Source organism: Streptomyces sp. NPDC053541 (assembly GCF_044544705.1).
Lineage (GTDB): Bacteria > Actinomycetota > Actinomycetes > Streptomycetales > Streptomycetaceae > Streptomyces.
The window spans coordinates 496,455-520,347 of sequence record NZ_JBITXM010000002.1 but is presented as its reverse complement, the minus strand read 5'-3'; the positions used below and the strand labels follow the sequence as shown (position 1 = coordinate 520,347).

At 72.7% G+C, this 23,893-nt stretch carries 22 protein-coding genes; 6 read left to right on the top strand and 16 right to left on the bottom strand.

The window, feature by feature from the left end; all coding sequences use genetic code 11:
• Positions 1–101: 101 nt before the first annotated feature.
• Complete coding sequence (locus ACIGW2_RS06390; RefSeq protein WP_361586358.1) at positions 102–614, bottom strand: hypothetical protein; 513 nt, start codon at positions 612–614, stop codon at positions 102–104.
• Between the two features lie 286 nt (positions 615–900).
• Here ACIGW2_RS06390 and ACIGW2_RS06385 point away from each other — a divergent pair, with 286 nt between their 5' ends.
• Positions 901–1,515, top strand: coding sequence for a YceI family protein (locus ACIGW2_RS06385; RefSeq protein WP_391652939.1), 615 nt, complete (start codon positions 901–903; stop codon positions 1,513–1,515).
• Positions 1,516–1,665: 150 nt separating this feature from the next.
• Here ACIGW2_RS06385 and ACIGW2_RS06380 read toward each other — a convergent pair whose 3' ends face one another.
• Entirely contained in the window at positions 1,666–2,826 is a 1,161-nt protein-coding gene (locus tag ACIGW2_RS06380) for a serine hydrolase domain-containing protein (RefSeq protein WP_399841456.1), read from the bottom strand.
• Positions 2,827–2,995: 169 nt separating this feature from the next.
• Between ACIGW2_RS06380 and dnaN the strand changes: the two genes are divergently transcribed.
• A complete protein-coding gene (gene dnaN, locus ACIGW2_RS06375; protein ID WP_391652644.1) occupies positions 2,996–4,138 on the top strand; it encodes a DNA polymerase III subunit beta in 1,143 nt (380 codons plus the stop codon).
• Between the two features lie 36 nt (positions 4,139–4,174).
• Here the strand turns inward: dnaN and ACIGW2_RS06370 are convergent, their stop codons facing one another.
• The 7 genes from ACIGW2_RS06370 to ureA all read right to left on the bottom strand — a co-directional run bounded on the left by ACIGW2_RS06370 (position 4,175) and on the right by ureA (position 13,051).
• A complete protein-coding gene (locus ACIGW2_RS06370) occupies positions 4,175–5,524 on the bottom strand; it encodes a hypothetical protein (RefSeq protein ID WP_391652643.1) in 1,350 nt (449 codons plus the stop codon).
• A 139-nt stretch (positions 5,525–5,663) separates the two neighbouring features.
• Positions 5,664–7,280, bottom strand: a complete 1,617-nt coding sequence (gene cimA, locus ACIGW2_RS06365) for a citramalate synthase (RefSeq protein WP_391652642.1) — start codon at positions 7,278–7,280, stop codon at positions 5,664–5,666.
• Between the two features lie 282 nt (positions 7,281–7,562).
• The gene (locus ACIGW2_RS06360; protein ID WP_391652640.1) at positions 7,563–8,885 is read right to left on the bottom strand and encodes an MFS transporter; all 1,323 of its coding nucleotides are present in this window, start codon (positions 8,883–8,885) and stop codon (positions 7,563–7,565) included.
• A gap of 81 nt (positions 8,886–8,966) precedes the next feature.
• The gene (locus tag ACIGW2_RS06355; RefSeq protein WP_391652938.1) at positions 8,967–9,506 is read right to left on the bottom strand and encodes a TetR/AcrR family transcriptional regulator; all 540 of its coding nucleotides are present in this window, start codon (positions 9,504–9,506) and stop codon (positions 8,967–8,969) included.
• 115 nt (positions 9,507–9,621) lie between these two features.
• Positions 9,622–10,641, bottom strand: a complete 1,020-nt coding sequence (locus ACIGW2_RS06350) for an agmatine/peptidylarginine deiminase (RefSeq protein ID WP_391652639.1) — start codon at positions 10,639–10,641, stop codon at positions 9,622–9,624.
• A 20-nt stretch (positions 10,642–10,661) separates the two neighbouring features.
• A complete protein-coding gene (locus ACIGW2_RS06345) occupies positions 10,662–12,344 on the bottom strand; it encodes an urease subunit alpha (protein ID WP_399841452.1) in 1,683 nt (560 codons plus the stop codon).
• Entirely contained in the window at positions 12,344–13,051 is a 708-nt protein-coding gene (ureA, locus tag ACIGW2_RS06340; RefSeq protein ID WP_399841450.1) for an urease subunit gamma, read from the bottom strand. The genes ACIGW2_RS06345 and ureA overlap by 1 nt, the downstream gene beginning before the upstream one ends.
• A 148-nt stretch (positions 13,052–13,199) precedes the next feature.
• Here ureA and ACIGW2_RS06335 point away from each other — a divergent pair, with 148 nt between their 5' ends.
• On the top strand, positions 13,200–14,657 hold the full coding sequence (locus tag ACIGW2_RS06335; protein ID WP_399841447.1) for a cytosine permease: 1,458 nt from the start codon (positions 13,200–13,202) through the stop codon (positions 14,655–14,657).
• Positions 14,658–14,690: 33 nt separating this feature from the next.
• On the opposite strand, the gene ACIGW2_RS06330 is transcribed toward ACIGW2_RS06335, so the two are convergent.
• From ACIGW2_RS06330 to ACIGW2_RS06320, 3 genes are all read right to left on the bottom strand, one after another.
• The gene (locus tag ACIGW2_RS06330) at positions 14,691–15,782 is read right to left on the bottom strand and encodes a branched-chain amino acid aminotransferase (protein ID WP_399841444.1); all 1,092 of its coding nucleotides are present in this window, start codon (positions 15,780–15,782) and stop codon (positions 14,691–14,693) included.
• A gap of 251 nt (positions 15,783–16,033) precedes the next feature.
• Positions 16,034–17,074 carry a 3-isopropylmalate dehydrogenase gene (locus tag ACIGW2_RS06325; RefSeq protein WP_391652635.1) on the bottom strand — a complete coding sequence of 347 codons (1,041 nt, stop codon included), beginning with the start codon at positions 17,072–17,074 and terminating at the stop codon, positions 16,034–16,036.
• Positions 17,075–17,151: 77 nt separating this feature from the next.
• The gene (locus tag ACIGW2_RS06320; protein WP_329424501.1) at positions 17,152–17,283 is read right to left on the bottom strand and encodes a hypothetical protein; all 132 of its coding nucleotides are present in this window, start codon (positions 17,281–17,283) and stop codon (positions 17,152–17,154) included.
• A 304-nt stretch (positions 17,284–17,587) separates the two neighbouring features.
• On the opposite strand from ACIGW2_RS06320, the gene ACIGW2_RS06315 reads away from it, so the two are divergent.
• Positions 17,588–17,962 (top strand): PadR family transcriptional regulator, encoded by a 375-nt coding sequence (locus ACIGW2_RS06315; protein ID WP_391652634.1) that lies wholly within the window; start codon positions 17,588–17,590, stop codon positions 17,960–17,962.
• The gene (locus tag ACIGW2_RS06310) at positions 17,959–18,675 is read left to right on the top strand and encodes a hypothetical protein (protein ID WP_391652633.1); all 717 of its coding nucleotides are present in this window, start codon (positions 17,959–17,961) and stop codon (positions 18,673–18,675) included. The genes ACIGW2_RS06315 and ACIGW2_RS06310 overlap by 4 nt, the downstream gene beginning before the upstream one ends.
• Here ACIGW2_RS06310 and ACIGW2_RS06305 read toward each other — a convergent pair.
• The 3 genes from ACIGW2_RS06305 to ACIGW2_RS06295 form a co-directional block, all read right to left on the bottom strand.
• The gene (locus ACIGW2_RS06305; protein WP_361579724.1) at positions 18,665–18,901 is read right to left on the bottom strand and encodes a hypothetical protein; all 237 of its coding nucleotides are present in this window, start codon (positions 18,899–18,901) and stop codon (positions 18,665–18,667) included. The two genes, ACIGW2_RS06310 and ACIGW2_RS06305, sit on opposite strands and share 11 nt — an antisense overlap.
• Positions 18,902–19,030: 129 nt before the next feature.
• Positions 19,031–20,662, bottom strand: a complete 1,632-nt coding sequence (pruA, locus tag ACIGW2_RS06300; RefSeq protein WP_361579722.1) for an L-glutamate gamma-semialdehyde dehydrogenase — start codon at positions 20,660–20,662, stop codon at positions 19,031–19,033.
• Positions 20,663–20,714: 52 nt separating this feature from the next.
• Entirely contained in the window at positions 20,715–21,641 is a 927-nt protein-coding gene (locus tag ACIGW2_RS06295; protein WP_391652632.1) for a proline dehydrogenase family protein, read from the bottom strand.
• Positions 21,642–21,847: 206 nt separating this feature from the next.
• Between ACIGW2_RS06295 and ACIGW2_RS06290 the strand changes: the two genes are divergently transcribed.
• The gene (locus ACIGW2_RS06290) at positions 21,848–22,987 is read left to right on the top strand and encodes a PucR family transcriptional regulator (RefSeq protein WP_391652631.1); all 1,140 of its coding nucleotides are present in this window, start codon (positions 21,848–21,850) and stop codon (positions 22,985–22,987) included.
• Between the two features lie 325 nt (positions 22,988–23,312).
• On the opposite strand, the gene ACIGW2_RS06285 is transcribed toward ACIGW2_RS06290, so the two are convergent.
• A complete protein-coding gene (locus ACIGW2_RS06285) occupies positions 23,313–23,891 on the bottom strand; it encodes a TetR/AcrR family transcriptional regulator (RefSeq protein ID WP_391652630.1) in 579 nt (192 codons plus the stop codon).
• Between the last annotated feature and the right edge of the window lie 2 nt (positions 23,892–23,893).

Here is a 23,893-nt window from a genome sequence, read left to right as displayed (position 1 = left end):
ATCGTGCGCCGAGGGCGCCGCCAGTCCAACAATCCCTTCCGGTTAGTCCAAGTCGCCTCGGCGCGGGTGGCGCCGGGGCGGCCGGGAGAGGGCCGACCGGCTCAGCAGCCGCCGCAGTTGTAGTAGGTGACGTCCCAGTGGTTGCCCTCGTCGGCGTAGATGTTGCCGGAGCCGGACTTCCACTGCGGGGCGCCGTCGCCGCGCAGGCCGATGTAGGTGAAGGTGTTCTTGATGTAGCTGCCGATGCAGGTGTACTTGCTGTAGTCGAGCTTGTAGCCGTTCCAGTGCGAGTAGGTGCCGCTCGCGTGGCCGGTCTCGGTGCCGCCGGTGATGTTCAGGGCGCAGCCGCTGGCCCGCTTGAGGGTCTGGGCGCCCTGGGCGGTGGCGAGGTTGAGCTGCTCGAAGGACGTACAGCTGGAGTTGTAGCGGTCCGAGCAGTTGCCGGACGAGGACCAGGTGATGCCGACCTCGCGGAACATCGAGGTCGCGGTGGCGTGGCTGATCTTGGTGACGGCGGCGTGGGCGTCGCCGGCGCCGGTGAGGACGCCGAAGCCGGGCGCGAGGAGCGCGCCCAGGACCAGGGCGAGCGCGGTGAGGACGGAGCGGAGTCTCATCGGGGACTTCACGAGGGTTGCCTCCTGCGGATGACCGTGACGGTTGGGGACGGCTGTGCAGGTGGTGCCTGGGCATGGTGCCGCAGTTCTACGCGCGTCCGCCAGAGGGCGTCGACGACGAGTGGATGACGGGCGGGCGGCGGGCCGGGGCCGTCCCGGGGAATCCCCTCGCGCTAGATGTTGAAAGTTGAACGGAATAGGTCTATGGTCGATGTCGTTGAAGGTTCAACGAATGCACGACCAAGCGCACCCACCCCCGCGCACCGTCCCCAAGGAGCAGCACGTCATGGGTCTCTTCAACCGCAAGAACAACACCGAGTCCGCCTCCGCCGTCGCCACCCTCCCCGTCGACCCGGCCCTGGCCGCCCTGACCGGCGACTACACCATCGACCCGGCCCACAGCAGCATCGGCTTCACCGTCCGGCACGCCATGGTCACCAACGTCCGCGGCTCCTTCGCCGAGTACGAGGGCAAGCTGAAGCTCAACGGCACGGATCCGGCCGCCTCCAGCGCCTCCATCGATGTCAAGATCGCCTCGATCGACACCGGCATCGCGGACCGCGACGGGCACCTGCGCGGCGCCGACTTCTTCGACGCCGAGACCTTCCCGCTGATGACCTTCCGCTCCACGGAGGCGGCCTACCTGGGCGGCGACACGTACCGGATCACGGGCGACCTGACCATCAAGGACGTCACCAAGCCGCTCGCCATCGACCTGGAGTTCAACGGCACCGCGACCGACGTCTTCGGCAACGAGCGGGTCGGCTTCGAGGGCACCGCCGAGATCCTGCGCTCCGACTGGGGCCTGACCTGGAACGCGGCCCTGGAGACCGGCGGCGTCATGGTCTCCGACAAGGTGAAGCTCACCTTCGACATCTCCGCCATCAAGAACGCCGCCTGATCCCCCCGGATCCCCCGGATCGCCCGGGCCGGCACCCCACCGGCCCCGCGCCCCCGCGACAGCGCGTCACCCCGCACCCGGCAGCCCCCAGGGCTGCCGGGCGGTGGTGTTTCCGGGACGGTGTGCCCCCCCGGCGCCCCGGAGGCGTACTCAGCCGCGGCCGTCCCGGCGGTCCGCCGCCGCCGTGGCCGCGGCGATCAGGCGGGCGTTCTCCGGGGCGCCGGGGCCCGAGAGGAAGCCGAAGCGGCGGCGGGCGTAGCTGTAGGAGAGGGTGCGGGAGGGGTCGGCGAGGGACTGGCTGCCGGGGACGCCGCTGTGGCCGACGGCGGTGGGGCCGAGGGAGGGGTAGCGGGTGGCGAGCGGGACGAAGCCGAGGCCGAAGGCGTTGGACTCGCCGGTGACCAGGTCGGTGCCCGAGGAGTGCGTACGGGAGAACTCGGCGAGCGTCTCCGGCTTCAGCAGCGGGGGCCGCCCGTCCAGCTCGCCGGCCACCGCCGCGTAGACCCGGGCGAGGCCGCGCGCGGTGCCGACGCCGCCGCCGGAGAGCGGCGCGGCCGCGTGCACCGCGCGGGAGTTGCCGTAGGCGAGGACGTCGAAGGGCGGGTCGGCCTGCTGGTCGAAGGCGACCGCGAGCAGGCTGTCCGGCGCCACCGGGTGCTCCGCCTCGAAGGCCGCCTGGGCCGGAGTGGGCCGCACCGGCAGGGCCGTGCGGAAGCGGGCCTCCAGCTCCTCGGGCAGCCCCAGGAAGTAGTCGGCGCCGTACGGCTCGCGCACCCGCTCCGCGTAGTGCTCCTGGACCGTGCGGCCGGTGGCGCGCAGCACCACCTCCCCGACCAGGGCGCCGAAGGTCAGCGCGTGGTAGCCGTGGCCGGTGCCGGGCGTCCAGTACGGGGCGTGGGCGGCCACCCGGGCGGCGACCACGCGGTCGTCGGCGAGCTCGGCGAGGCTGAAGCCGCCGGTCGCGCCGATGGCGCCGGCCCGGTGCGCGAGCAGCTCCCGCACGGTGACGGCGCCCTTGCCCTCGGCGGCGAACTCCGGCCAGTACGCGCTCACTTCGCGGTCCAGCTCGATCGCGCCGTCCTGCACCAGGAGGGCGGCGACCAGGGCGGTGACGCCCTTGGAGGAGGAGTAGAGCGCGAGCAGCGTGTCACCGTCCACGCCCTCGCCGCCCCACAGGTCGACCACCAGCTCGCCCCGGTGGTAGACGGCGAGCTGGGCGCCGCCGTCGCGCGCCTCCCCGTCCGCGACCGTCGCGAACTCCTCCCGCACGGACTCGAATCCGCTCGCCACGGTGCCGTGGACCTGCGTCATGACCGCCCCTCCCCCTGGGTCCGCGAGCCGTCCCGCGGAACGCTCGTTCCCTCCAAGGAACGATCAAGGACGCCCTGGGATTCCCGCCCGGGGATTCCCGCTACGGGATTCCCGCTCCGGGATTTCCGCCCCGGGCCGATTGTCAGTGGCGGTCGCTAGCGTCCCCGGCATGGAATTCCACATCGACAGCGGTGCGTTGACCGAGGCCGTGGCCTGGGCGGCCCGCGTCCTGCCCGCCCGCTCCCCCGTGCCCGTACTCGGCGGTCTGCTCCTGGAGGCGGCGGACGGCCGGCTCGCCGTCTCCGGCCTGGACTACGAGGCGTCCGCCCGGACCGAGGCCGAGGCCGAGGTGCTCGGGGAGGGCCGGGCGCTGGTGCTCGGGCGGCGGCTGCTCGACATCTGCAAGGTGCTGCCGCAGGGGCCGGTGGAGTGCGCCGTGGACGGGGCGCGCCTGTCGGTGACCGGAGGCGGGGCCCGCTTCGGGCTCTCGCTGCTGCCGCTGGACGACTACCCGGACCGGCCCGGGCTGCCCGCGCCGCGCGGCGAGGTCGACGCGGCGGCGTTCGCGGCGGCCGTCGGGCAGGTGGCGGTCGCGGCCGGCCGGGACGATGCGCTGCCGGTCCTCACCGGCATCCGGCTCGGCCTGGACGGCACGACGATGACCCTGGCCGCGACCGACCGCTACCGCTACGCGGTGCGCACCCTGGAGTGGAAGCCGGCGGCGGACGCCCCGGCCGAGGCACTGGACGTCGTCGTGCCGGCCCGCCGGCTGACCGAGCTGGCCCGCTCCCTCGCGGGCGCGGGGACGGTCCGGCTCGGTCTGGACGGCGGCTCGCTCGGCTTCGAGAGCGGCGGGACGCGCACCACGACCCGGCTGCTCGACGGCCGGCTCCCCCGGCACGACAAGCTCTTCGCGCTCGGCGAGCACGCGGTGGCCATCACCGCCCGCGGCCCGCTGGTGGAGGCCGTGAAGCGGGTCGCGGTGGTCGCCGAGGGCGACAGCCCGGTCCAGCTGACCTTCGACGGGACCACCGTCCACCTCCAGGCGGGCTACGAGGACGACGTGGCCTCCCAGCGCCTGCCCGCCTCCCTGACCGGCTCCCCGTCCGGATCCGCGCCCCTGACGGTGGCCTTCAACCCGGGCTACCTCCTGGACGCGCTCGGCTCCTTCGACACCCCGGAGCTGGCCCTCCGCCTCCTCGGCCCGGGCCAGCGTGCCCTGATCACGGACACCGCGGACACCACCGGCACCCCGGACGCCGGCGGGGCCACCCACCGCCACCTGCTGATGTCGGTGAAGCCGCTGGTCTGACGGGCGACCCGGGCCGGAGCCCGGTCCCGCCGGACGTCAGAAGCCTCCTCCGCCGTCGAAACCGCCGCCGCCTCCATCGAAGCCGCCCCCACCGCCGAAGTCTCCGCCGCCGAAGTCACCCGGGTTGAAGTCGGCGCCGGAGAAGTCGCCGCCCTGGAAGTCCTGGAAGTCACCGCCGCCGTACTCCCCCGCGTAGGCGGGGGTGGAAAGCATCGAGCCGAGCATGGTGCCGACCAGCAGGCCCGGCAGCATGCCGCCGCCGAAGTAGCCCCCTGCCCAGGGGCCGTACGCCGGGCCCGCCTCCCAGTAGGGGCGGCGGCCGGTGTCGGTCTCGACGGTCCGGGCCCGCGGGTCCTGGCCGTCGTCGAGGCGGGCCGCGTCGGCGGCGCAGACCGGCACCTGGCGGGGCGCGCCGCCCGCCGGGGTCCAGGTGCGGTCCCCGGCCGAGGGTCCGTGGCGGGGGTCGAAGAAGCAGGGCGGGCGGCGCTCGGGCAGCTGCCGGTGCTCCCGGCGGGCGGCCAGCACGGCGAGGGAGTAGCGCCCGTCCTCCAGGGCCTGGGTGACCTCCCGCACCTCGTGCGGCCGGGTCACGGCGCCCATCCGGGACTTCGCCGTGTCGTAGGCGTCGAGGGCCCGCTCGTAGTCGCCGCGCATGGCGTCGTCGGCGCCGGCCTCGGCCGGGTGGAAGTCGAGCCGCTCCAGCTCCTCGCCGAAGGCGGTGATGTCCTCGTCCACGACGACCCGCAGCCGGTCCAGGGCGGCACGCTCCTCGGCCTCCTTGCGGCGCCGGTTGCGCCGCACCACCGCGTAGGCGCCGGCGCCACCGGCCACCACGACGCCGCCGAGCACGACCAGCCCGGCCACCGGCACCCCGGAGTCGTCGGCGGCGCCGCCCCAGGAGGCCGGGGCGGAGCCGCGCATGGTCGGCAGGGCCTGGTCGACGAAGTCGTTCAGCTCGGTCCTCGCGTCCACGCCGGGCTGCTGCACGGCCGTGACCAGGTTGTCCACGGCGGCGCCCGACATCACGGCCCGGTCGGCGCCCGCGTCGAAGCGGTCGCCGAGGCGTATCGCGTAGAGCCCGGTGATGCCGGTCTGGGTGCGCACGTTGCGCAGCAGGTTCTCGGGCGGGAACTGCGCGTTCGCCGGGAGCACGGCCACGAAGAGGGGTTTGTCGGCGTCCTTGATCTTGCGCGCGAGGGCGTCCGCGTCGCTCTTCGAGAGCTGGTCGGCCGCCCCCGGGTCCACGTACACCGGGCCCTGCTTCAGGGCGGCGGCCACGTCGGAGACCCCCGTGGCCCTGGCCCCCGCGGACGGGGCCAGGACCAGGAGCAGCAGCAGGAGCAGCCCGCCGAGGGCGGGCAGCACGGGAAGGGCCCTGGTCCTCATGGTTCGACGCTACCCGAACACCATCGAACAGGACATAGGGGATATCCCGGAGAGGACCCCGAGACCCCCTGAGACCCCCGAGGATCCTGACAACCCGAGACCCTGAGGACCCCCGAGAACCCCGAGACCCGCCGTGCGCCTACTCCGCCGGGTCGATCCCGGCCCGCAGCAGTCCGTACGTGAAGGCGTCCTCCAGGGCCTGCCAGGAGGCGGCGATGACGTTCGTGCCGACGCCGACCGTGGACCACTCGCCGTTCCCGTCGCTGGTGGTGACCAGGACCCGGGTGGTGGACTCGGTGCCGTGCCGGCCCTCCAGGATGCGCACCTTGTAGTCGATCAGCTCGAACTTGGCGAGCTGCGGGTAGATGCGCTCCAGGCCGACCCGGATCGCCCGGTCGAGGGCGTTGACCGGGCCGTTGCCCTCGGCGGTGGCGACGATCCGCTCGCCCTTGGCCCACAGCTTCACGGTGGCCTCGTTGGCGTGGGTGCCGTCGGGGCGGTCCTCGACGATCGCGCGCCAGGACTCCGTGCGGAAGTAGCGGCGCGGCCGGCCCTCGGCCTCCTCGCGCAGCAGCAGTTCGAAGGAGGCGTCGGCGGCCTCGTAGGTGTAGCCCTGGAGCTCGCGCTCCTTGACCCGCTCGACCACCCGGGCGACCAGGGCGCGGTCGCCGCCGAGGTCGACGCCGAGCTCCTTGCCCTTGAGCTCGATGGAGGCGCGGCCGGCCATGTCGGAGACCAGCATCCGCATGGTGTTGCCGACCAGCTCGGGATCGATGTGCTGGTAGAGGTCGGGGTCCACCTTGATCGCGGAGGCGTGCAGGCCCGCCTTGTGCGCGAAGGCGGAGACGCCGACGTACGGCTGGTGGGTGGAGGGGGTGAGGTTGACGACCTCGGCGATGGCGTGCGAGATCCGGGTCATCTCGGCGAGCGCGCCCTCGGGCAGCACCTGCTTGCCGTACTTGAGCTGGAGGGCGGCGACGACCGGGAAGAGGTTGGCGTTGCCGACCCGCTCGCCGTAGCCGTTGGCGGTGCACTGGACGTGGGTGGCGCCGGCGTCCACGGCGGCGAGGGTGTTGGCGACGGCGCAGCCGGTGTCGTCCTGGGCGTGGATGCCGAGCCGGGCGCCGGTGTCGGCGAGGACGGTGGCGACCACGGCCTGGATCTGGGCGGGCAGCATGCCGCCGTTGGTGTCGCAGAGCACGACGACGTCGGCGCCGGCCTCGTGCGCGGTGCGGACGACGGCCTTGGCGTACGCGGGGTTCTCCTTGTAGCCGTCGAAGAAGTGCTCGCAGTCGACGAAGACGCGGCGGCCCTGCGCGCGCAGGTGGGAGACGGTGTCGCGGACCATCTCCAGGTTCTCGTCGAGGGTGGTGCGCAGGGCGAGCTCGACGTGCCGGTCGTGGGACTTGGCGACCAGGGTGATCACCGGGGCGCCGGAGTCGAGCAGGGCCTTGACCTGCGGGTCGTCGGCGGCGCTGCCGCCGGCCCGGCGGGTGGCGCCGAAGGCGACGAGCTGCGCGTTCTTGAAGGCGATCTCCTGCCGGGCCCGGGCGAAGAACTCGGTGTCCCGCGGGTTGGCGCCGGGCCAGCCGCCCTCGATGAAGCCGACCCCGAAGTCGTCCAGGTGCCGCGCGATGGTGAGCTTGTCGGCGACGGTGAGGTTGATGCCTTCCCGCTGCGCTCCGTCGCGCAGGGTGGTGTCGAAGACATGGAAACTGTCGTCGAGGCGCGAACCCTCGGCGTTCTCCGTGGTCATGGCTGTGATGGCTCCTGTCGGATGTGGCTCCGGAAGGTATGGATCCACTTGCCCCCATTCTCACGCGTCGTCCGCTTCCGGCGGAGGTGGGGCCGGAAAACGAAAAAACCCCTCGCGGGTGCGAGAGGTCTGCGCGCGGGTCTGGGGCACGGTGTCCACTGCCGCGGGGGTCGTTCCGCGAATCAGCGGCCACTGCGGACCGGCGCGCTGCTGCCGATAATCATCGTGGTAGCAAGCACGCCGGAATTCTGGCACAGGTCCGGTTTCAGCGGGACGCCGGTCTCACGATACGGGCAGTTGATCTCGCTTCGGTTCGGGCGCGGGGGCGCCGCCCACCCGGCCGAGGTCGATGTCGCGGGTCTCGCGCATGGTCAGGTAGACGATCAGGGAGACGGCCGCGCAGCCGGCCACGTACCAGTAGTAGCCCGACTCGACGCCGGCGTCCTTGAACCACAGGGCCACGTATTCGGCGGTGCCGCCGAAGAGGGCGTTGGCGATGGCGTACGGCAGGGCGACGCCGAGCGCGCGGATGCCGGTGGGGAAGAGCTCGGCCTTCACGCAGGCGTTGATCGAGGTGTAGCCGGTGACCACGACCAGGGCGAGCAGGGAGAGCCCGAGCGCGGGCCAGAAGGACCCGGCGTGCTGGAGCATCGTCATGATCGGCACGGTGAGGAGGGTGGAGCCGACCGCGAAGGTGATGAGCAGCGGGCGCCGCCCGATCCGGTCGGAGAGCCGGCCGGCCAGCGGCTGGAGGCAGGCGAAGACGATCAGCGCGCAGAAGGACACCAGGGTGGCGGACTGCTTGGGCAGTCCGGCGGAGTTCGAGAGGTACTTGGTGAGGTAGGTGGTGTACGTGTAGTAGGCCACCGTGCCGCCCATGGTGAGCGCGATGACGAGGAAGGCCTCGCGCTTGTGCGCCCAGAGCGCCTTGAGGGTGCCCTGCTGGCCCTGGGCGACGCCGGCGTCGGCGCTCTCCTCGTACACCTCGGTCTCCAGCATGGTGCGCCGCAGGTAGAAGACGACGGCGGCGCCGAGGGCGCCCACGATGAAGGGGATGCGCCAGCCCCAGCCGTGCAGGGCCTCGGTGGACATGGTCCGCTGGAGGATGATCTGCAGGCCGAGGCCGAGGATCTGGCCGGCGGTCATCGACACGTACTGGAAGCTGGAGGCGAAGCCGCGGTGCCGCGGCGCGGAGGCCTCGGTGAGGTAGGTGGCGCTGGCGGCGTACTCGCCGCCGACGGACAGGCCCTGGAGGAGCCGGGCGACCAGGAGGACGGCGGCGCCGCCGTAGCCGGCGACGGCGTAGGTGGGGGCGACGGCGATGAGGACCGCCGAGGCGGACATCAGGGTGACGGTGAGGGTGAGGGCCGCCTTGCGGCCCTTGCGGTCACCGACCCGGCCGAGCAGCCAGCCGCCGACCGGGCGCATGAAGAAGCCGACGGCGAAGATGCCGGCGGTGTTCATGAGCTTGGCGGTGTCGTTCCCCTCGGGGAAGAACGCCCCCGCGAAGTAGGTCGCGAAGCTCGCGTACACGAACCAGTCGAACCACTCGACCATGTTGCCGGCCGAGCCGACCCAGATCTTCTTCCAGTGCTCTCGTCCCATGGCCCCGAACCGTGCCGGAGAGCGCCGGGCGGCAACAAGGGTGCACCGGACAACGATCAGGAGTACTTGCGTGCCTAACGGTCACGGAATGAGGGTTTCGGCGATGAACTCCCGTACATGGGCCAGGACTTGCTCCCTCCCCGTGCCGGGGATGCCGACCGCCACGTGCACGCTGAACCCGTCCAGCAGGGCCCGCATCCGGTGCGCGAAGCGGTCCGGGTCGACCGGCCGGAACTCGCCGCGCGAGACGCCCTCGGCGAGGAGCGCGACCAGGTCGCGGTGCCAGGCACCCTCGATGGCGGCCTGCCGGGCGCGGGCGTCGTCGTCGGCGTTCTGCGAGCGGTTCCAGACCTCCAGCCAGAGGGTCCAGTGCGGGTCGCGCGGGCCGTCCGGCACGTACACGTCCACATAGCCGTCCAGCCGCTCCCGGGCCGTGCCGGGCCCGGCGAGCAGCGCCCCGCGCCGGACCCCGAGCCGGCCCTCGCTCCACTCGAGCGTCCGCAGCAGCAGCTCGTCCTTGGTGCGGAAGTAGTAGAGCAGGTGCCCGCTGCTCATCCCGACCTGCCGCCCGAGCCCGGCCATGGTCAGCCCGTCGAGCCCGCGCTCGGCGATGGTGTCCATGGCGGCGGCGAGCACGTCCTCGCGGGGCGGCGCGGCCTGGTTGCGGCGGCGGGGGTGGGGCGGCGTGCTGCTGCTCTGACTCACCCGTATGTTCTACCTCACCCCCTCCGCGCGCTCAGACCGCCGGCTGCTGCTGCGTGATGCAGTGGATGCCGCCGCCGCCCGCGAAGATCGGGCGGGCGTCGACCAGGACGACCTCGCGCTCCGGGAAGAGGCGGCGGAAGATCTCGGCTGCGAGTTCGTCGTGCGGGTCGTCGAAGGCGCAGAGGACCACGCCGCCGTTGCACAGGTAGTGGTTGATGTACGAGTAGTCCACCCAGTCGCCCTCCTCGTCCTTGAGGACGGTCGGGGCCGGGACCTCGATGACCTCCAGGGGGCGGCCCTGGGCGTCGGTCTGGCCGCGCAGGAGGTTGACGTAGAGGCGGGAGCGCTCGTAGTCGGGGTGCTGGGGGTTCTGCTGGCTGTGCACGAGGACGGTGCCGGGGCGGGCGAAGGCGGCGACGATGTCGACGTGGCCCTGGGTGCCGTAGAGGCCGTAGTCGCCGGCCAGGCCGTGCGGCAGCCATATCGCCTTGGTGGTGCCGAGCTTGGCGTGGATCTCGGCCTCGACCTCCTGGCGGTTCCACTCCGGGTTGCGGCCGGCGCCGAGCTGGACGGTGTCGGTGAGCAGGACGGTGCCCTCGCCGTCGACGTGGATGGCGCCGCCCTCGTTCACCAGAGCGCTGCTCAGGACCGGGACGCCGGCGGCGTCGGCGACGTGGCGGGCGATCTTGGAGTCGTGCTCCCAGCGGGCCCAGTCCTGGCCGCCCCAGCCGTTGAAGACCCAGTCCACGGCGGCGAGCCGGCCCTGCTCGTCCTTGACGAAGGTGGGGCCGATGTCCCGCATCCAGGCGTCGTCCAGCTCCCGCTCGACCAGCTCGACGTCCGCGCCGAGCAGGGCGCGGGCCGAGTCGGCGTCGCCGGGCGCCACGACCATGGTGACCGGCTCGAAGCGGCGGACGGCGCGGGCCACGCAGGCCCAGGCCTCGCGGGCCTCGGCCAGCTCCTCCTCGTTGGTGAAGGTGGGGTTGGGGCTGGGCCAGGCCATCCAGGTGCGCTCGTGCGGCGTCCACTCGGCGGGCATGCGGTACGTCATGGGATCAGGTCCTAGCGGGGTCAGAGGAAGTAGAGGCGGTTGAGGGAGACGGACTCGGCCGCCTCGGAGCGGATCGGGGAGCCGTCCAGCGAGACGAGGCCGGTGCGGCCGTCGACCTGGACGTCGCCGATGCGGGAGTTGAGCCTGAGGTCGGCGGGGCCGATGCCGCGGGTGCCGCGGACGGCGACGCGCCGGCGGCGGGTCGGCATCCGGTCGCCGCCGAGGTCGACGGCGGCCTGGGCGACGAAGGCCACGGAGAGGTCGGCCGCGGTCGCGCCGTGGCCGCCGAACAGCGGTCCGAGGACGAGCGGTTCGCAGGTGTCGGTGGCGGCGTTGGGGTCGCCGACGACGCCCCACGCGGGGAAGCCGGACTTCAGCACCAGCTGGGGCTTGGCGCCGAAGAACTCGGGCCGCCACAGCACGATGTCGGCGAGCTTGCCGGTCTCGATGGAGCCGATCTCGTGGGCGAGGCCGTGGGCGATGGCCGGGTTGAGGGTGAGCTTGGCGAGGTAGCGCAGCACGCGCGCGTTGTCGTCGTGCGGACCGTCGCCCTCCAGCGGGCCGAGCTCGGCCTTCATCTTGCCGGCCATGGCGAAGGTCCGGCGTACGGTCTCGCCGGCCCTTCCCATGCCCTGCGCGTCCGAGGACGTGATGCCGATCGCGCCGAGGTCGTGCAGGACGTCCTCGGCACCCATCGTCCCGGCCCTGATCCGGTCGCGCGCCATGGCGGCGTCGCCGGGCAGGTCGGTCTTCAGGTCGTGGACGGACACGATCATGCCGTAGTGCTCGGCGACGGCGTCGCGCCCGAAGGGGAGGGTGGGGTTGGTGGAGGAGCCGATGACGTTCGGCACGCCCGCCATCTTCAGCACGTTGGGGACGTGTCCGCCGCCGCAGCCCTCGATGTGGAAGGCGTGGATCGTACGGCCTTCCAGGACGGCGAGGGTGTCCTCCACGGACAGGCACTCGTTGAGGCCGTCCGAGTGCAGGGCGACCTGGACGTCGTGCTCCTCGGCGACCCGCAGGGCGGTGTCCAGGGCCCGGGTGTGGGCGCCCATGTCCTCGTGCACCTTGAAGCCGGAGGCGCCGCCCTCGGCGAGCGCCTCGACCAGCGGCGCCGGGTCCGAGGAGGAGCCGCGGCCGAGGAAGCCGACGTTGACGGGCCAGGCGTCGAAGGCGTTGAAGGCGTGCCGGAGGGCCCAGGGCGAGTTGACGCCGACGCCCCAGACGGGGCCGAACTCCTGGCCGATGACGGTGGTGACGCCGGAGGCGAGCGAGGCCTCCATGATCCGCGGCGACAGCAGGTGGACGTGGGTGTCCACGGCGCCGGCGGTGGCGATCAGGCCCTCGCCGGAGACGATCGAGGTGCCGGTGCCGACGACCACCTCGACCCCGTCGAGGCTGTCCGGGTTGCCGGCCCTGCCGATGGCGTGGATGCGGCCCTCGCGGATGCCGATCGAGGTCTTGCGGATGCCCTGCACGGCGTCGATCACCAGCACGTTGCTGATGACGACGTCGCAGGTCTCGCGGACGGCGGCGGCCTTCAGGTGCAGTCCGTCGCGGGCGGTCTTGCCGAAGCCGGCCAGGAACTCGTCGCCGGGCCGCTGGGAGTCGGACTCGACGCGCACGACGAGGCCGGAGTCGCCGAGGACCACCCGGTCGCCGGCCCGGGGGCCGTGCACGGAGGCGTACTCGTAGGGGTCCATCAGCTGTCCTCCTTGCCGGACGTGCCGGGCTCGGCGCCCAGGTAGCCGCAGGCCGCCGCGCGCCGCAGGGCCTCCTCCTTCGCCCCGGGGGCGTCCAGCGGGCCGTCGACCAGGCCGGCGAAGCCGATGGCGACGCGGGCGCCGCCGATCGGTACGAGGCCGACCTCGGCCGAGCCGCCGGGGTCGAAGCGGAAGGAGGCGCCGGCCGGGATGGCGAGGCGCATGCCGTAGGCCGCCGCGCGGTCGAAATCGAGGCGCGGGTTGGCCTCGAAGAAGTGGAAGTGGGAGGTGACGCTCACCGGCACGGCGGCGGTGTTGCGGACGGCGAGGGTGACGGCCGGGGCGGTCTCCTCGTATCCGGGCCCCGGGAGCAGCGCGCCGGGCGCGCCCTCCCCCAGCGACTCCCCGCCGATGGGGTCGGAGACCACCGCGAGCCGGGAGCCGTCGTCGAAGACGGCCTCGACGTGCACCTCGGTGACCACGTCGGCGACGCCGGGCAGCACGTCGTCCGGGCCGAGCACGGAGCGGGCCGCCTCGATCGCCTCGGCGAGTCGCTTGCCGTCGCGGGCCGCCTCGCAGACGGTGTCCGCGATGAGCGCGGTGGCTTCCGGGACGTTGAGCCGGAGCCCGCGGGCCCGGCGGGCGCGGGCCAGTTCGGCGGCGCCGAAGATCAGCAGCCGGTCGCGTTCCGTGGGGGTCAGTCGCACGTGGTCACACCTCCTGTTTGAGCGACACTCTAAATGCTGAGACGCCATCTTCCAAGCATTGACGTGACCAATAAGCGTGCCTCACATTGAACGACAGGCCAGGACTAGAGCGGCGCTCAAAATTGGTGCCCACGATCTGGGAGTGCTCATGGCGATAGAACAGCGCGGAGTCGACACCGTCCCCGAGGAGGAACGCACCAGCGGTCCCCGGGACCTGGTGTCGATCCTGCTCGGCTCCAACCTCTGCCTCGGCGTGATCGTCTTCGGCTGGCTCCCGGTCTCCTTCGGCCTCGGCTGGTGGGCCTCGGTGACCTCGGTCGTCGCCGGCACCCTGGTCGGCGTCGCCGTCACCGCGCCACTCGCACTGGTCTCGCTGCGCACCGCCACCAACCTCTCCACCTCCTCCGGCGCCTTCTTCGGCGTCCGGGGCCGGCTGGTCGGCTCGGTGGTCGGGCTGCTGCTCTCGCTCGGCTACACCGCGCTGACCCTGTGGATCGGCGGCGACGTGATGGTCGGCACCCTGGAGCGGCTCGTCGGCCTGCCCACCGGCGGCGCCGTGCACGCCGCCGTCTACGCGCTGCTCGCCGCGCTCACCGTGGTCGGCGCGGTCTACGGCTACCGGCTGCTGCTCCGGCTCAGCCAGGCCCTCGCGCTCGGCATGACCGTGCTGCTCGCCGTCGGCCTCGTCGCCTACGCCGGGGACTTCACCACCGCGGCCGTGCCCGACACCCCGTACCTGCTCGGCTCCTTCTGGCCCACCTGGCTGCTCTCCGCGGTCGCCGCCGGGCTCAGCGGCCCGGTCGCCTTCATCACCCTGCTCGGCGACTACACCCGCTACATCTCGCCGGCGAAGCACAGCCCGCGGAAGGTCTGGCGCGCCACCTGCCTCGGCCTGCTCGTCGGCCTGCTCGTGCCGCAGCTCTTCGGCACCTTCACCGCGCTCGCCGCCCGCGGCGGCGCCGACTACGCCGGCCCGCTGGTCGCCGCGTCCCCCGGCTGGTACCTGGTGCCGCTGCTGCTCGCCGCCACCGCCGGCTCGGTCGGCAACGCCGGCCTGATGCTCTACTCGATGGGCCTGGACCTGGACGCGATCCTGCCGAAGGCCACCCGCGCCCGCGCCACCCTCGTCGTCGCGGCCGTCGCCACCGCCTTCGTCTTCCTCGGGCACTTCGCCTCGGACGCGCAGACCGCCATGACCTCGTTCGTGCTGCTGCTCACCGCGATCGGCACCCCCTGGGCGGTCATCACCCTGATCGGGCACCGGCGCTGTCGCGGCGGGTACGACGCGGAGGCGCTCCAGGTCTACAACCGGCGCTCGCGCGGCGGGGTCTACTGGTTCGCGGCGGGCTGGCACCCGCGCGCCACCGCCTCCTGGGCGATCGGCGCGGCGGTGGGCCTGGCCGGGGTGTCCACCCCGCTCTACGAGGGCCCGCTGCTCGCCCTGACCGGCGGCATCGACTGCAGCTTCGTGCTCTCCGGCATCGTCGGCGGTCTGCTGTACGCGGTGCTCACCCCGGCCGCGCGGCCGGCCGGCGGCCCGGCGCCGGACGCGGAGGCGCCCGGGACGGTGACCGTCCCGGGCGCCCTGGTGGACTCGGAGTCGTGACCCCACGGCGGGGTCACGACTCCGGAGCCGGTGCTACTTGCCCAGCTCGTGCATCCAGCCGTGGGCGTCCTCGGCCCGGCCGGTCTGGATGGCGAGCAGCGCCTCGCGCAGCTTCATCGTGACCTCGCCGGGCTCGCCGCCCGACTGCTGCCACTCGCCCCGGGCGGACTTGACCGTGCCGACCGGGGTGATGACGGCGGCGGTGCCGCAGGCGAAGACCTCGGTGAGGGTGCCGTTCGCGGTGTCCTCCTGCCACTGGTCGATGGAGACGCGGGCCTCCTCGGACTCGTAGCCGAGGTCGCGGGCGACCTTGAGGAGCGAGTCGCGGGTGATGCCGGCGAGCAGCGAGCCGGTGAGGGTGGGGGTGACGATCTTGTTCCCGTACACGAAGTACAGGTTCATGCCGCCGAGCTCCTCGACCCACTTGTGCTCGACCGCGTCGAGGTAGCAGACCTGGTCGCAGCCCTTGGCCGCCGCCTCGGCCTGCGCGAGCAGGGAGGCCGCGTAGTTGCCGCCGGTCTTGGCGTCGCCCATGCCGCCGGGGACGGCGCGGACCCGGTCCTCGGAGGCCCAGATGGAGACGGGCTTGACGCCACCGGGGAAGTACGGGCCGGCCGGCGAGGCGATGACGACGAAGAGGTACTCGTTGGCCGGGCGGACGCCGAGGCCGACCTCGGTGGCGATCATGAACGGACGCAGGTAGAGCGAGTCCTCGCCGCCGTGCGCCGGGACCCAGGCCTGGTCCTGGCGGACCAGCACGTCACAGGCCTCGACGAAGGTCTCGACCGGCAGCTCGGGCATGCCGAGCCGGTGCGCGGAGGCCTGGAAGCGGCGGGCGTTGGCGTCCGGGCGGAAGGTGGCGACGGAGCCGTCGGGGCGGCGGTAGGCCTTCAGGCCCTCGAAGATCTCCTGGGCGTAGTGCAGGACGTTGGTCGCCGGGTCGAGGGAGAGCGGGCCGTACGGCACGAGCTGGCCGTCGTGCCAGCCGCGGCCCTCGGTCCAGCGGATGGTGACCATGTGGTCGGTGAAGTGCCGGCCGAATCCCGGGTTGGCCAGGATCGCCTCGCGCTCCGCGGCGGACAGCGGGCTGGAGGAGGGCTTGAGCTCGATGGTGGGCGTCGTCATGAGTGCTTGTCCTTCACCGGTTGTGTGGGTCGGACCGCGCTCACGCCGCTCCGCAGTCACACAGGCACTGCTTGGACGTCCGAGCTTTCCCGCATGCCGCGGCCCCACGTTCGATTATCGCGCGTGGGGGCCGGTGCACGAAACGGTGCGTGCGCGGTCCAGGGTTCGATGGTGGCACCCTGCGACCGCACAGGTACAGCCGCCGGGTGCGAAGGGCGACCCGGCGGCTGTCGTGGAGCGTCAGCGGCGGGTCAGCTCGCTACTCGCGCGGCGAGCGCGTCGCCGATCTGGTCCGTGGAGCGGACGGCGTCGCCGCGCTCGGTGAGGTCGGCCGCGACGGCCTCCTCGATCCGGGCGGCCTCGGCGTCGTGGCCGAGGTGACGCAGCAGAAGGGCGACGGAGAGGACGGTGGCCGTCGGGTCGGCCTTGCCCTGGCCCGCGATGTCCGGCGCGGAGCCGTGGACCGGCTCGAACATGGACGGGAACTCGCCGCTCGGGTTGATGTTGCCGGAGGCGGCGACGCCGATGCCGCCGGAGACGGCCGCGGCGAGGTCGGTGATGATGTCGCCGAAGAGGTTGTCGGTGACGATGACGTCGAACCGGGCCGGGTCGGTGACGAGGAAGATCGTCGCGGCGTCGACGTGCAGGTAGTCGGTCGTGACCTCGGGGAACTCGGCCGCGACCTTGTTGAAGACGTTCGTCCAGAGGTGGCCCGCGAAGGTCAGCACGTTGTTCTTGTGGACCAGCGTGAGCTTCTTGCGGGGGCGGGCCTGGGCGCGGGCGAAGGCGTCCCGGACCACGCGCTCGACACCGTAGGCGGTGTTGACCGAGACCTCGGTGGCGACCTCGTGGGCGGTGCCCTTGCGGATGGTGCCGCCGTTGCCGGTGTACGGGCCCTCGGTGCCCTCGCGGACCACGACGAAGTCGATCTCGGGCTGGCCGGCGAGCGGGGTCGCGACGCCGGGCAGCAGCTTCGAGGGACGCAGGTTGACGTGGTGGTCGAAGGCGAAGCGCAGCTTCAGGAGGAAGCCGCGCTCCAGGACGCCGGACGGGACGGACGGGTCGCCGATCGCGCCGAGCAGGATCGCGTCGTGCTGCTTGAGGGCGTCGAGGTCGGCGTCGGTGAGGGTCTCACCGGTGGCGTGGTAGCGCTTGGCGCCGAAGTCGTACTCCTTCGTCTCCAGCTTCACATCCTGCGGAAGCACGGCCGCGAGGACCTTGAGGCCCTGGGTCACGACCTCCTGGCCGATGCCGTCGCCGGGGATGACTGCGAGATTGATGCTGTGAGACATGTCGGCACCCTACTGCTCGTCCCATCGTCTGACACGTTCCGTCCACCATGTGGACGAACGCACAGGCGCGGGAGGGCTCAGTGGCCGGTCTCGCCGCCGTTGTCACGGCGGTCGAGGGCGCGCTGGAGGGCGGCGGCGGCGTTCTTGCGGGCGTCGTCGCTGGGGCGGGCGGCGGAGTGGCGGACGCGGCGGGCGGTCTGAGCGGCCATGAGGGATCGACTCCTTGAGATCAGCGTTGATCCGAGATCGACGAGCAACGGTGATGCGAGATCGGTGGTGATCGAAGGCGCCGGAAAGGGGCGGGGAGCGCCGCCGCAGGGGTGGCCTGCACGGGGCGTCGCGCTCTCGACCGCCCTGCGCTCGATGGAGCGGGACGTTCGGCTCCTACAAAGCTAGACCCGAAGGGCGCGACTGTCTCCACAATTACTCGGACTTCCTACTATCTGAGACGGGGACGGGTCGCACGCCCACCTAGGTTGCGTTCCTACCTAGGTAGTGTGATGGAATGCCGTCATGGCCGCAGACCGCAGATCCAGCTGGCTCAAGGGAGTCCTCGACCTGCTCGTCCTCTCCTGTCTGACCGAGCGGGAGAGTTACGGGTACGAGATCGCCAAGGCGCTCGCCGAGGCGGGCCTGGGCGAGATCAAGGGCGGGACGCTCTACCCCGTCCTGAACCGCCTGGAGGAGGCGGGCCTGGTGGAGGCCGAGTTCCGGGCCGCCGAGCGCGGCCCCGGCCGGCGCTACTACCGGCTCACGGAGTCCGGGCGGACCGCGCTCGCGGCCGAGACCGAGGCCTGGACGGAGTTCCACCGGGCCGTCGGCAGGCAGTTGCACGCCGGGGAGCGGTCGCGCGCCCCGGGACACGCAGGGGGAGACCACACATCATGAGCACGACCGAGGACTGGTTCGCGGAGCTGACGCGGGCCCTGGGCGCCGCGCGCGTCCCGGAGGAGCAGATCACCCGGACGGTGGACGAACTGCGCGGCCACCTGGCCGAGTCGGGCACCGCCCCGGAGGAGGAGTTCGGCCCCGCCGACCGCTTCGCGGTCTCGCTCGGCGGGCTCGCGCCCGCGCCCGGGGAGCCGGACGCCGAGGCGGAGCACTGGACCTGGACGGCGGACCTGTTCAACGACCGCCGGATGCTGGCGGTCCACGGCGACCAGGGCTGGGAGGTGGAGTCCCTGGACTCGCTCGGCCGGTTCGTGTGCCGCCGGGCGCCCGGGGTGGCGCTCGCCTGGGAGTACCGCCGCGAGGTGCTCGCCGGCCGGCGCCGGGCCGCGGTGCTCGGCGCGCTGGAGCCCGAGGGCTGGGAGCTGTGCGGCGAGTGGCTGGTGTACGGCTACTTCAAGCGCCCCAAGGCGGCCACCGCGGGCCCGGCGGGCGCCCTGCGCACGCTGCCGCGCACCCCGGCCGGCCGCCTCTTCCTCAGCCGGCGCGCGAAGGCGCTGCTCGCGCTGTGGGCGCTGGCCTCGGTGGCGGCGTACGCGTCGATGGGCCTGCCGGGCTTCGCGGTCCTGATGGCCTTCGGCGGCGCGGCCGCCGCGGTGGTCACGGCGAACCTGGAGACCCGCAAGGGCCGGGAGACGCCGCCTACGTCGTGACCCGCTCCAGCTCCCGGGTCACCCGCTCCACCCAGTCGACGAGCTCGCCGCGGCCGTAGGGGTCGCCGCCGGACAGGGCCGCCGCCTGCGCGTCGGTGATCCGGTCGGCCCCGGTCGTGGTGAGCAGCCGGTGGAGCTCGCGCAGCACGGCCGTCAGCCGCAGCGCGTCGGGGTGGTCGATCGCGTCCGCCCCGTGCCCGTGGCCGAGGGTCGTCGAACCGGGCATGGCGCACCTCCTGGTCGGGACAGCCCCCTCCCGGCCAGCGTAACGCCCGCATGAGAACCGCCCCCGTCCTCAGTTGGGGGACCGAGGAGGGGGGCGGTGATCAGGGGCCGCTCGCGCGGCGGGCGGGCGTCAGCCCATGTGCGGGTAGCCGTACTCGGTCGGCGGGACCAGCGTCTCCTTGATGGCGCGGGTCAGCGTCCAGCGCATCAGGTTCTGCGGGGCGCCGGCCTTGTCGTTGGTGCCGGAGGCGCGGCCGCCGCCGAAGGGCTGCTGGCCGACGACGGCGCCGGTCGACTTGTCGTTGATGTAGAAGTTGCCCGCGGCGAAGCGCAGCTTCTCCATCGTGTACGCGGCGGCGGCGCGGTCGTTCGCGATGACCGAGCCGGTGAGGGCGTAGTCGGAGACGGACTCCATCTGGGTCAGCATCTCGTCGTACTTCTCGTCCTCGTAGACGTACACGGCGAGGATCGGGCCGAAGTACTCGGTCGTGAAGACCTCGTTCTCCGGGTCGGTGCACTCGATGACCGTCGGGCGCACGAACCAGCCCTCGGAGTCGTCGTAGGTGCCGCCGGCGACGATCGTGCAGGAGGCGTCGGCCTTGGCGCGGTCGATCGCAGCCTTGTTCTTGGCGAAGGCACGCTCGTCGATGACGGCGCCGATGAAGTTCGACAGGTCGGTGACGTCACCCATCTTGATGCCGTCGACCTCGGCCGCGAACTCCTCCTTGAAGCCGTCGTTCCAGATGGAGGCCGGAATGTAGGCGCGCGAGGAGGCCGAACACTTCTGGCCCTGGAACTCGAAGGAGCCGCGGGTCAGCGCGGTCTTCAGGACGGCGCGGTCGGCGCTGGGGTGCGCGACGACGAAGTCCTTGCCGCCGGTCTCGCCGACGATCCGCGGGTAGGAGCGGTACTTCTCGATGTTGTTGCCGACCGTCTTCCACAGGTGCTGGAAGGTCTTGGTCGAGCCGGTGAAGTGGATGCCGGCCAGGTCGGGGTGGTTCAGGGCCACCTCGGAGACGGCGATGCCGTCGCCGGTCACCAGGTTGATGACGCCCTTCGGCAGGCCGGCCTCCTCCAGGAGCTCCATGAGGAGCACGGCGGAGTGGGTCTGGGTCGGGGACGGCTTCCAGACCACCACGTTGCCCATGAGGGCGGGGGCGGTGGGCAGGTTGCCCGCGATGGCCGTGAAGTTGAACGGCGTGATCGCGTAGACGAAGCCCTCCAGCGGGCGGTGGTCCAGACGGTTCCACACGCCCGGGGAGTTCGCCGGCGGCTGCTCGGCGAGGATCTGGCGGGCGTAGGCCACGTTGAAGCGCCAGAAGTCGACGAGCTCGCACGGGGTGTCGATCTCGGCCTGCTGGGCGGTCTTCGACTGGCCGAGCATGGTGGAGGCGGCCAGCGTCTCGCGCCAGGGGCCGGCGAGCAGCTCGGCGGCGCGCAGGATGATCGCGGCGCGGTCGTCGAAGGACATCGCGCGCCAGGCCGGGGCGGCGGCCAGGGCGGCGTCGATGGCGTCCTGGGCGTCCGCTTCCGTGGCGCCGGCGAAGGTGCCGATGACGGCCTTGTGGTTGTGCGGCTGCACGACGTCGACGCGCTCGCCGCCACCCATGCGCTTGACGCCGCCGATGGTCATCGGCAGCTCGCGCGGGTTGTCGGCCAGCTCCTTGAGCTTGGCCTCCAGACGGGCGCGCTCGGGGGAGCCGGGGGCGTAGCCGTGCACCGGCTCGTTGACGGGAGTGGGGACCTGGGTCACAGCGTCCATGAGTCGCGGAACTCCTTCTGAGGGGTGTGAGGCCGGGAGGGCGGTGGGGGGCTCAGCCCTTGGTGAGGATCGAGCGGACGAAGAAGAGCAGGTTGGCCGGCTTCTCCGCGAGGCGGCGCATGAAGTAGCCGTACCAGTCGGTGCCGTAGGCCGTGTAGACGCGCATCCGGTGGCCCTCGGCGGCGAGCCGGTTCTGCTCCTCGCTGCGGATGCCGTACAGCATCTGGAACTCGTACTCGTCCAGCTTGCGCCCGGCGCGCCGCGCCAGCTCCTGGGCGATCGAGATGAGGCGCGGGTCGTGGGACCCGATCATCGGGTAGCCCTCGCCCTCCATGAGGATCTTCATGATCCGGACGTAGGCCCTGTCGATCTCGGCCTTGTCCTGGATCGCGACCTCGGCGGGCTCCTTGTAGGCGCCCTTCACGATCCGCACGCGCGAGCCGTTGGCGGCGAGCCGGCGGGCGTCGTCCTCGGTGCGGTAGAGGTAGGCCTGGATGACGCAGCCGGTCTGCGGGAAGTCCTTCCGCAGCTCCTCGTGGATGGCGAACATCGAGTCGAGGGTGGTGTGGTCCTCGGCGTCCAGGGTGACCGTGGTGCCGATCTCGGCGGCGGCGACGACGACCGGGCGCACGTTGGAGAGGGCCAGCTCGTGTCCGTCCTCCAGCGACTGGCCGAACATCGACAGCTTGACGGACATCTCGGCGCGGGTGCCGAGGCCCAGCTCCTTGAGGCGGCCGATGAGCTCCAGGTAGGCGTCCCGGGCGGCGTAGGACTGCTCGACGGTGGTGATGTCCTCACCGACGACGTCGAGGGTGACCTCCAGGCCGCGGGCGGCCAGGTCCTGCACGATCGGGACCACGTCGTTCACCGACTCGCCGGCGATGAAGCGGGCCACGACCTGCTTGGTGCCGGGGGCGGCCGAGACGAAACGGCGCATCTTGTCGCTGCGCGACGCGGCGAGGATCACGGGACCCAGCACGGGGACCTCCTGAGGGCGGGTGACGAGGGTGCGGTGCCCGATCATCCGAAACCGGATCGCGGGTGATGAATCGGGAACCACACGAAGAACCACCGTGAAACCTAAGGATCGCTCCGATCGTCCGCCATCTACAGCTGTCACGCATCCGTGGACACGCTCTCAGACATATGTCTGAAGCAGCGGCCGGGCGGTGCGAGAATGGCGCCGTGAAGGGCGATTACCAGGAGCTGGTCGACGAGATCTCGGCGCTGCTCGGCACCCCGGCGACCCTGGAGAACCGTGACTTCGGGCTGATCGCCTTCGGCGCGCACGACAGCGAGGACGACAGCGCCATGGACCCGGTGCGCACCCGCTCGATCCTCACCAGGAAGTCCACCCCGGCGGTCCGCGCCTGGTTCGAGGGCTTCGGGATCGCCCGGGCGACCGGCCCGGTGCGGATTCCGGCCGCGCCGGACGCGGGGGTGTTCCGGGACCGGATCTGTCTCCCGGTACGCCATCGGGGCGTGGTCCTCGGGTACGTGTGGCTGCTCGACGCCGAGCCGGGCCCCTCGCACGAGCGGCTGGCCGCCGCGATGGAGGTCGCGGCCCGGATCGGGGAGCTGCTCGCCGACGAGGAGCGGGCCGGCGCCGACCTCTCCCGCGAGCTGCGGACCACGCTGACGTCCGAGCGCGGCTGGCAGTACGACATGGCCGTGGCCGCCCTGCGCACCGCGCTCGGCCCGGACGCGGACGGACTGCACGCCCTGGTCTGCCTCGCGCCCTGGCCCGGCGAGGACTCCCCCTCGCCGCGTACGGTGCCGGGCGCGGCGGCCCTGTGCACGGTGCCCTGGGCCCGGCAGGGCGCCCGGGCGCTCGCGGTCCTGGTCCGGCTGCGCTCGGCCGACAACCTCTCCCCCGCCGGCACGGCGGCCGGCCGGCTGCGCTCCACGGCGGGCCCGGACGCGGTGGCGGGCATCGCCGCGCCCCGCCGGGGCCTGGCCGAGCTCGACGCGTCCTGGCGCGAGGCCGCCTCGGCCGCCCGGGCGGCGAGCGCCCAGCCGCGGCTCGGCCCGCTCGCCGAGTGGGCGGCCATCGGCCCGTACCGGATGCTGACCGCCCTGCCGGCGGCCGAGCCGGACCCGGCGGTGCGGGCCCTGCTCGCCCCGGCCCACGCCGAACTGGCCCGCACGGCCGAGGTGTTCCTGGACCACGCGGGCCAGGCGGGCCGCACGGCGACGGCCCTCGGCATCCACCGCCAGACCCTCTACTACCGCCTCTCCCGGGTCGAGCAGCTCACCGGCCTCGACCTGGACGCGGGCGAGGACCGGCTGCTGCTCCACATGGCCCTCAAGGCGGCCCGGCTCTAGGTCCTGTCCGGAACGTGGCGTCGTCTGCCCGCAGGGCAGGGCTCGCGGTGTCCGGTGCGTGCGATCGCACGGCGGAGGTGGGGGCACCTCCCCGGCCGCCAGGCCGAGGGGGCCGAAGCGATGCGGTGGGGGTACTCCCCCAGGCTCCGCCGGGGGCACCCCCACCCGGGCGAAGCCCAGGGGGCCACCGGCGACCGACGACAACACGGCGAGGCGCGGTGCCGGGGGCACCCCCCCAGGCTCCGCCGGGGGCACCCCCACCCAGGCGAAGCTCTGGGGGAGTCGGGAGCCCGGCACGATCCGGAAGAGACGACCCAGGGGTGCGTCAGCCGTCCTCGCCCATCAGGACCTTCAGGCCGGCCGTGAGGTCGTCGGCGGTCGGCGCAGTGTCCGGGTCGACCACCCACTGGATCATCACGCCGGTGGCGAGGGCCTGCAGGAGCAGGCCGGCCACCCGGGCCTTCTCGGGGTCGGCCGCCGGGTCGAGGCCGAGCATGCCCTCGGCCATGCCGAGCCGGCCCTCGCGCTGCGGCTCCTTGATCGCCTCGCGGAGCTTCTCGTCGTCGTCGAGGCGGGTGACGACCTCCGTCTGGAGCCGCCACACCGGGCGGCTGGCCTCGGCGGCGCCGATCAGGCGCTCCCAGACCGCGCGGAAGCGCTCGTACGGATCGGCCGGGAGCTTCCCGGCCCCCTCGGCGTCCGCCCCGCCGACCCGCTCGCCCCACTCCTCGGTCAGCGCCAGGAAGGCCTGCTGGAGCAGGGCGTCCTTGGAGCCGTAGTGGTAGCCGATGGAGGCGAGGTTGGTGCCGGAGGCGGCGACGACGTCACGGGCGGTGGTGCGCCCGTACCCCTTCTCCAGGAGGCAGCGCTTGGCGCCCTCCAGCAGATCTTCCTTGTGTCCCATGA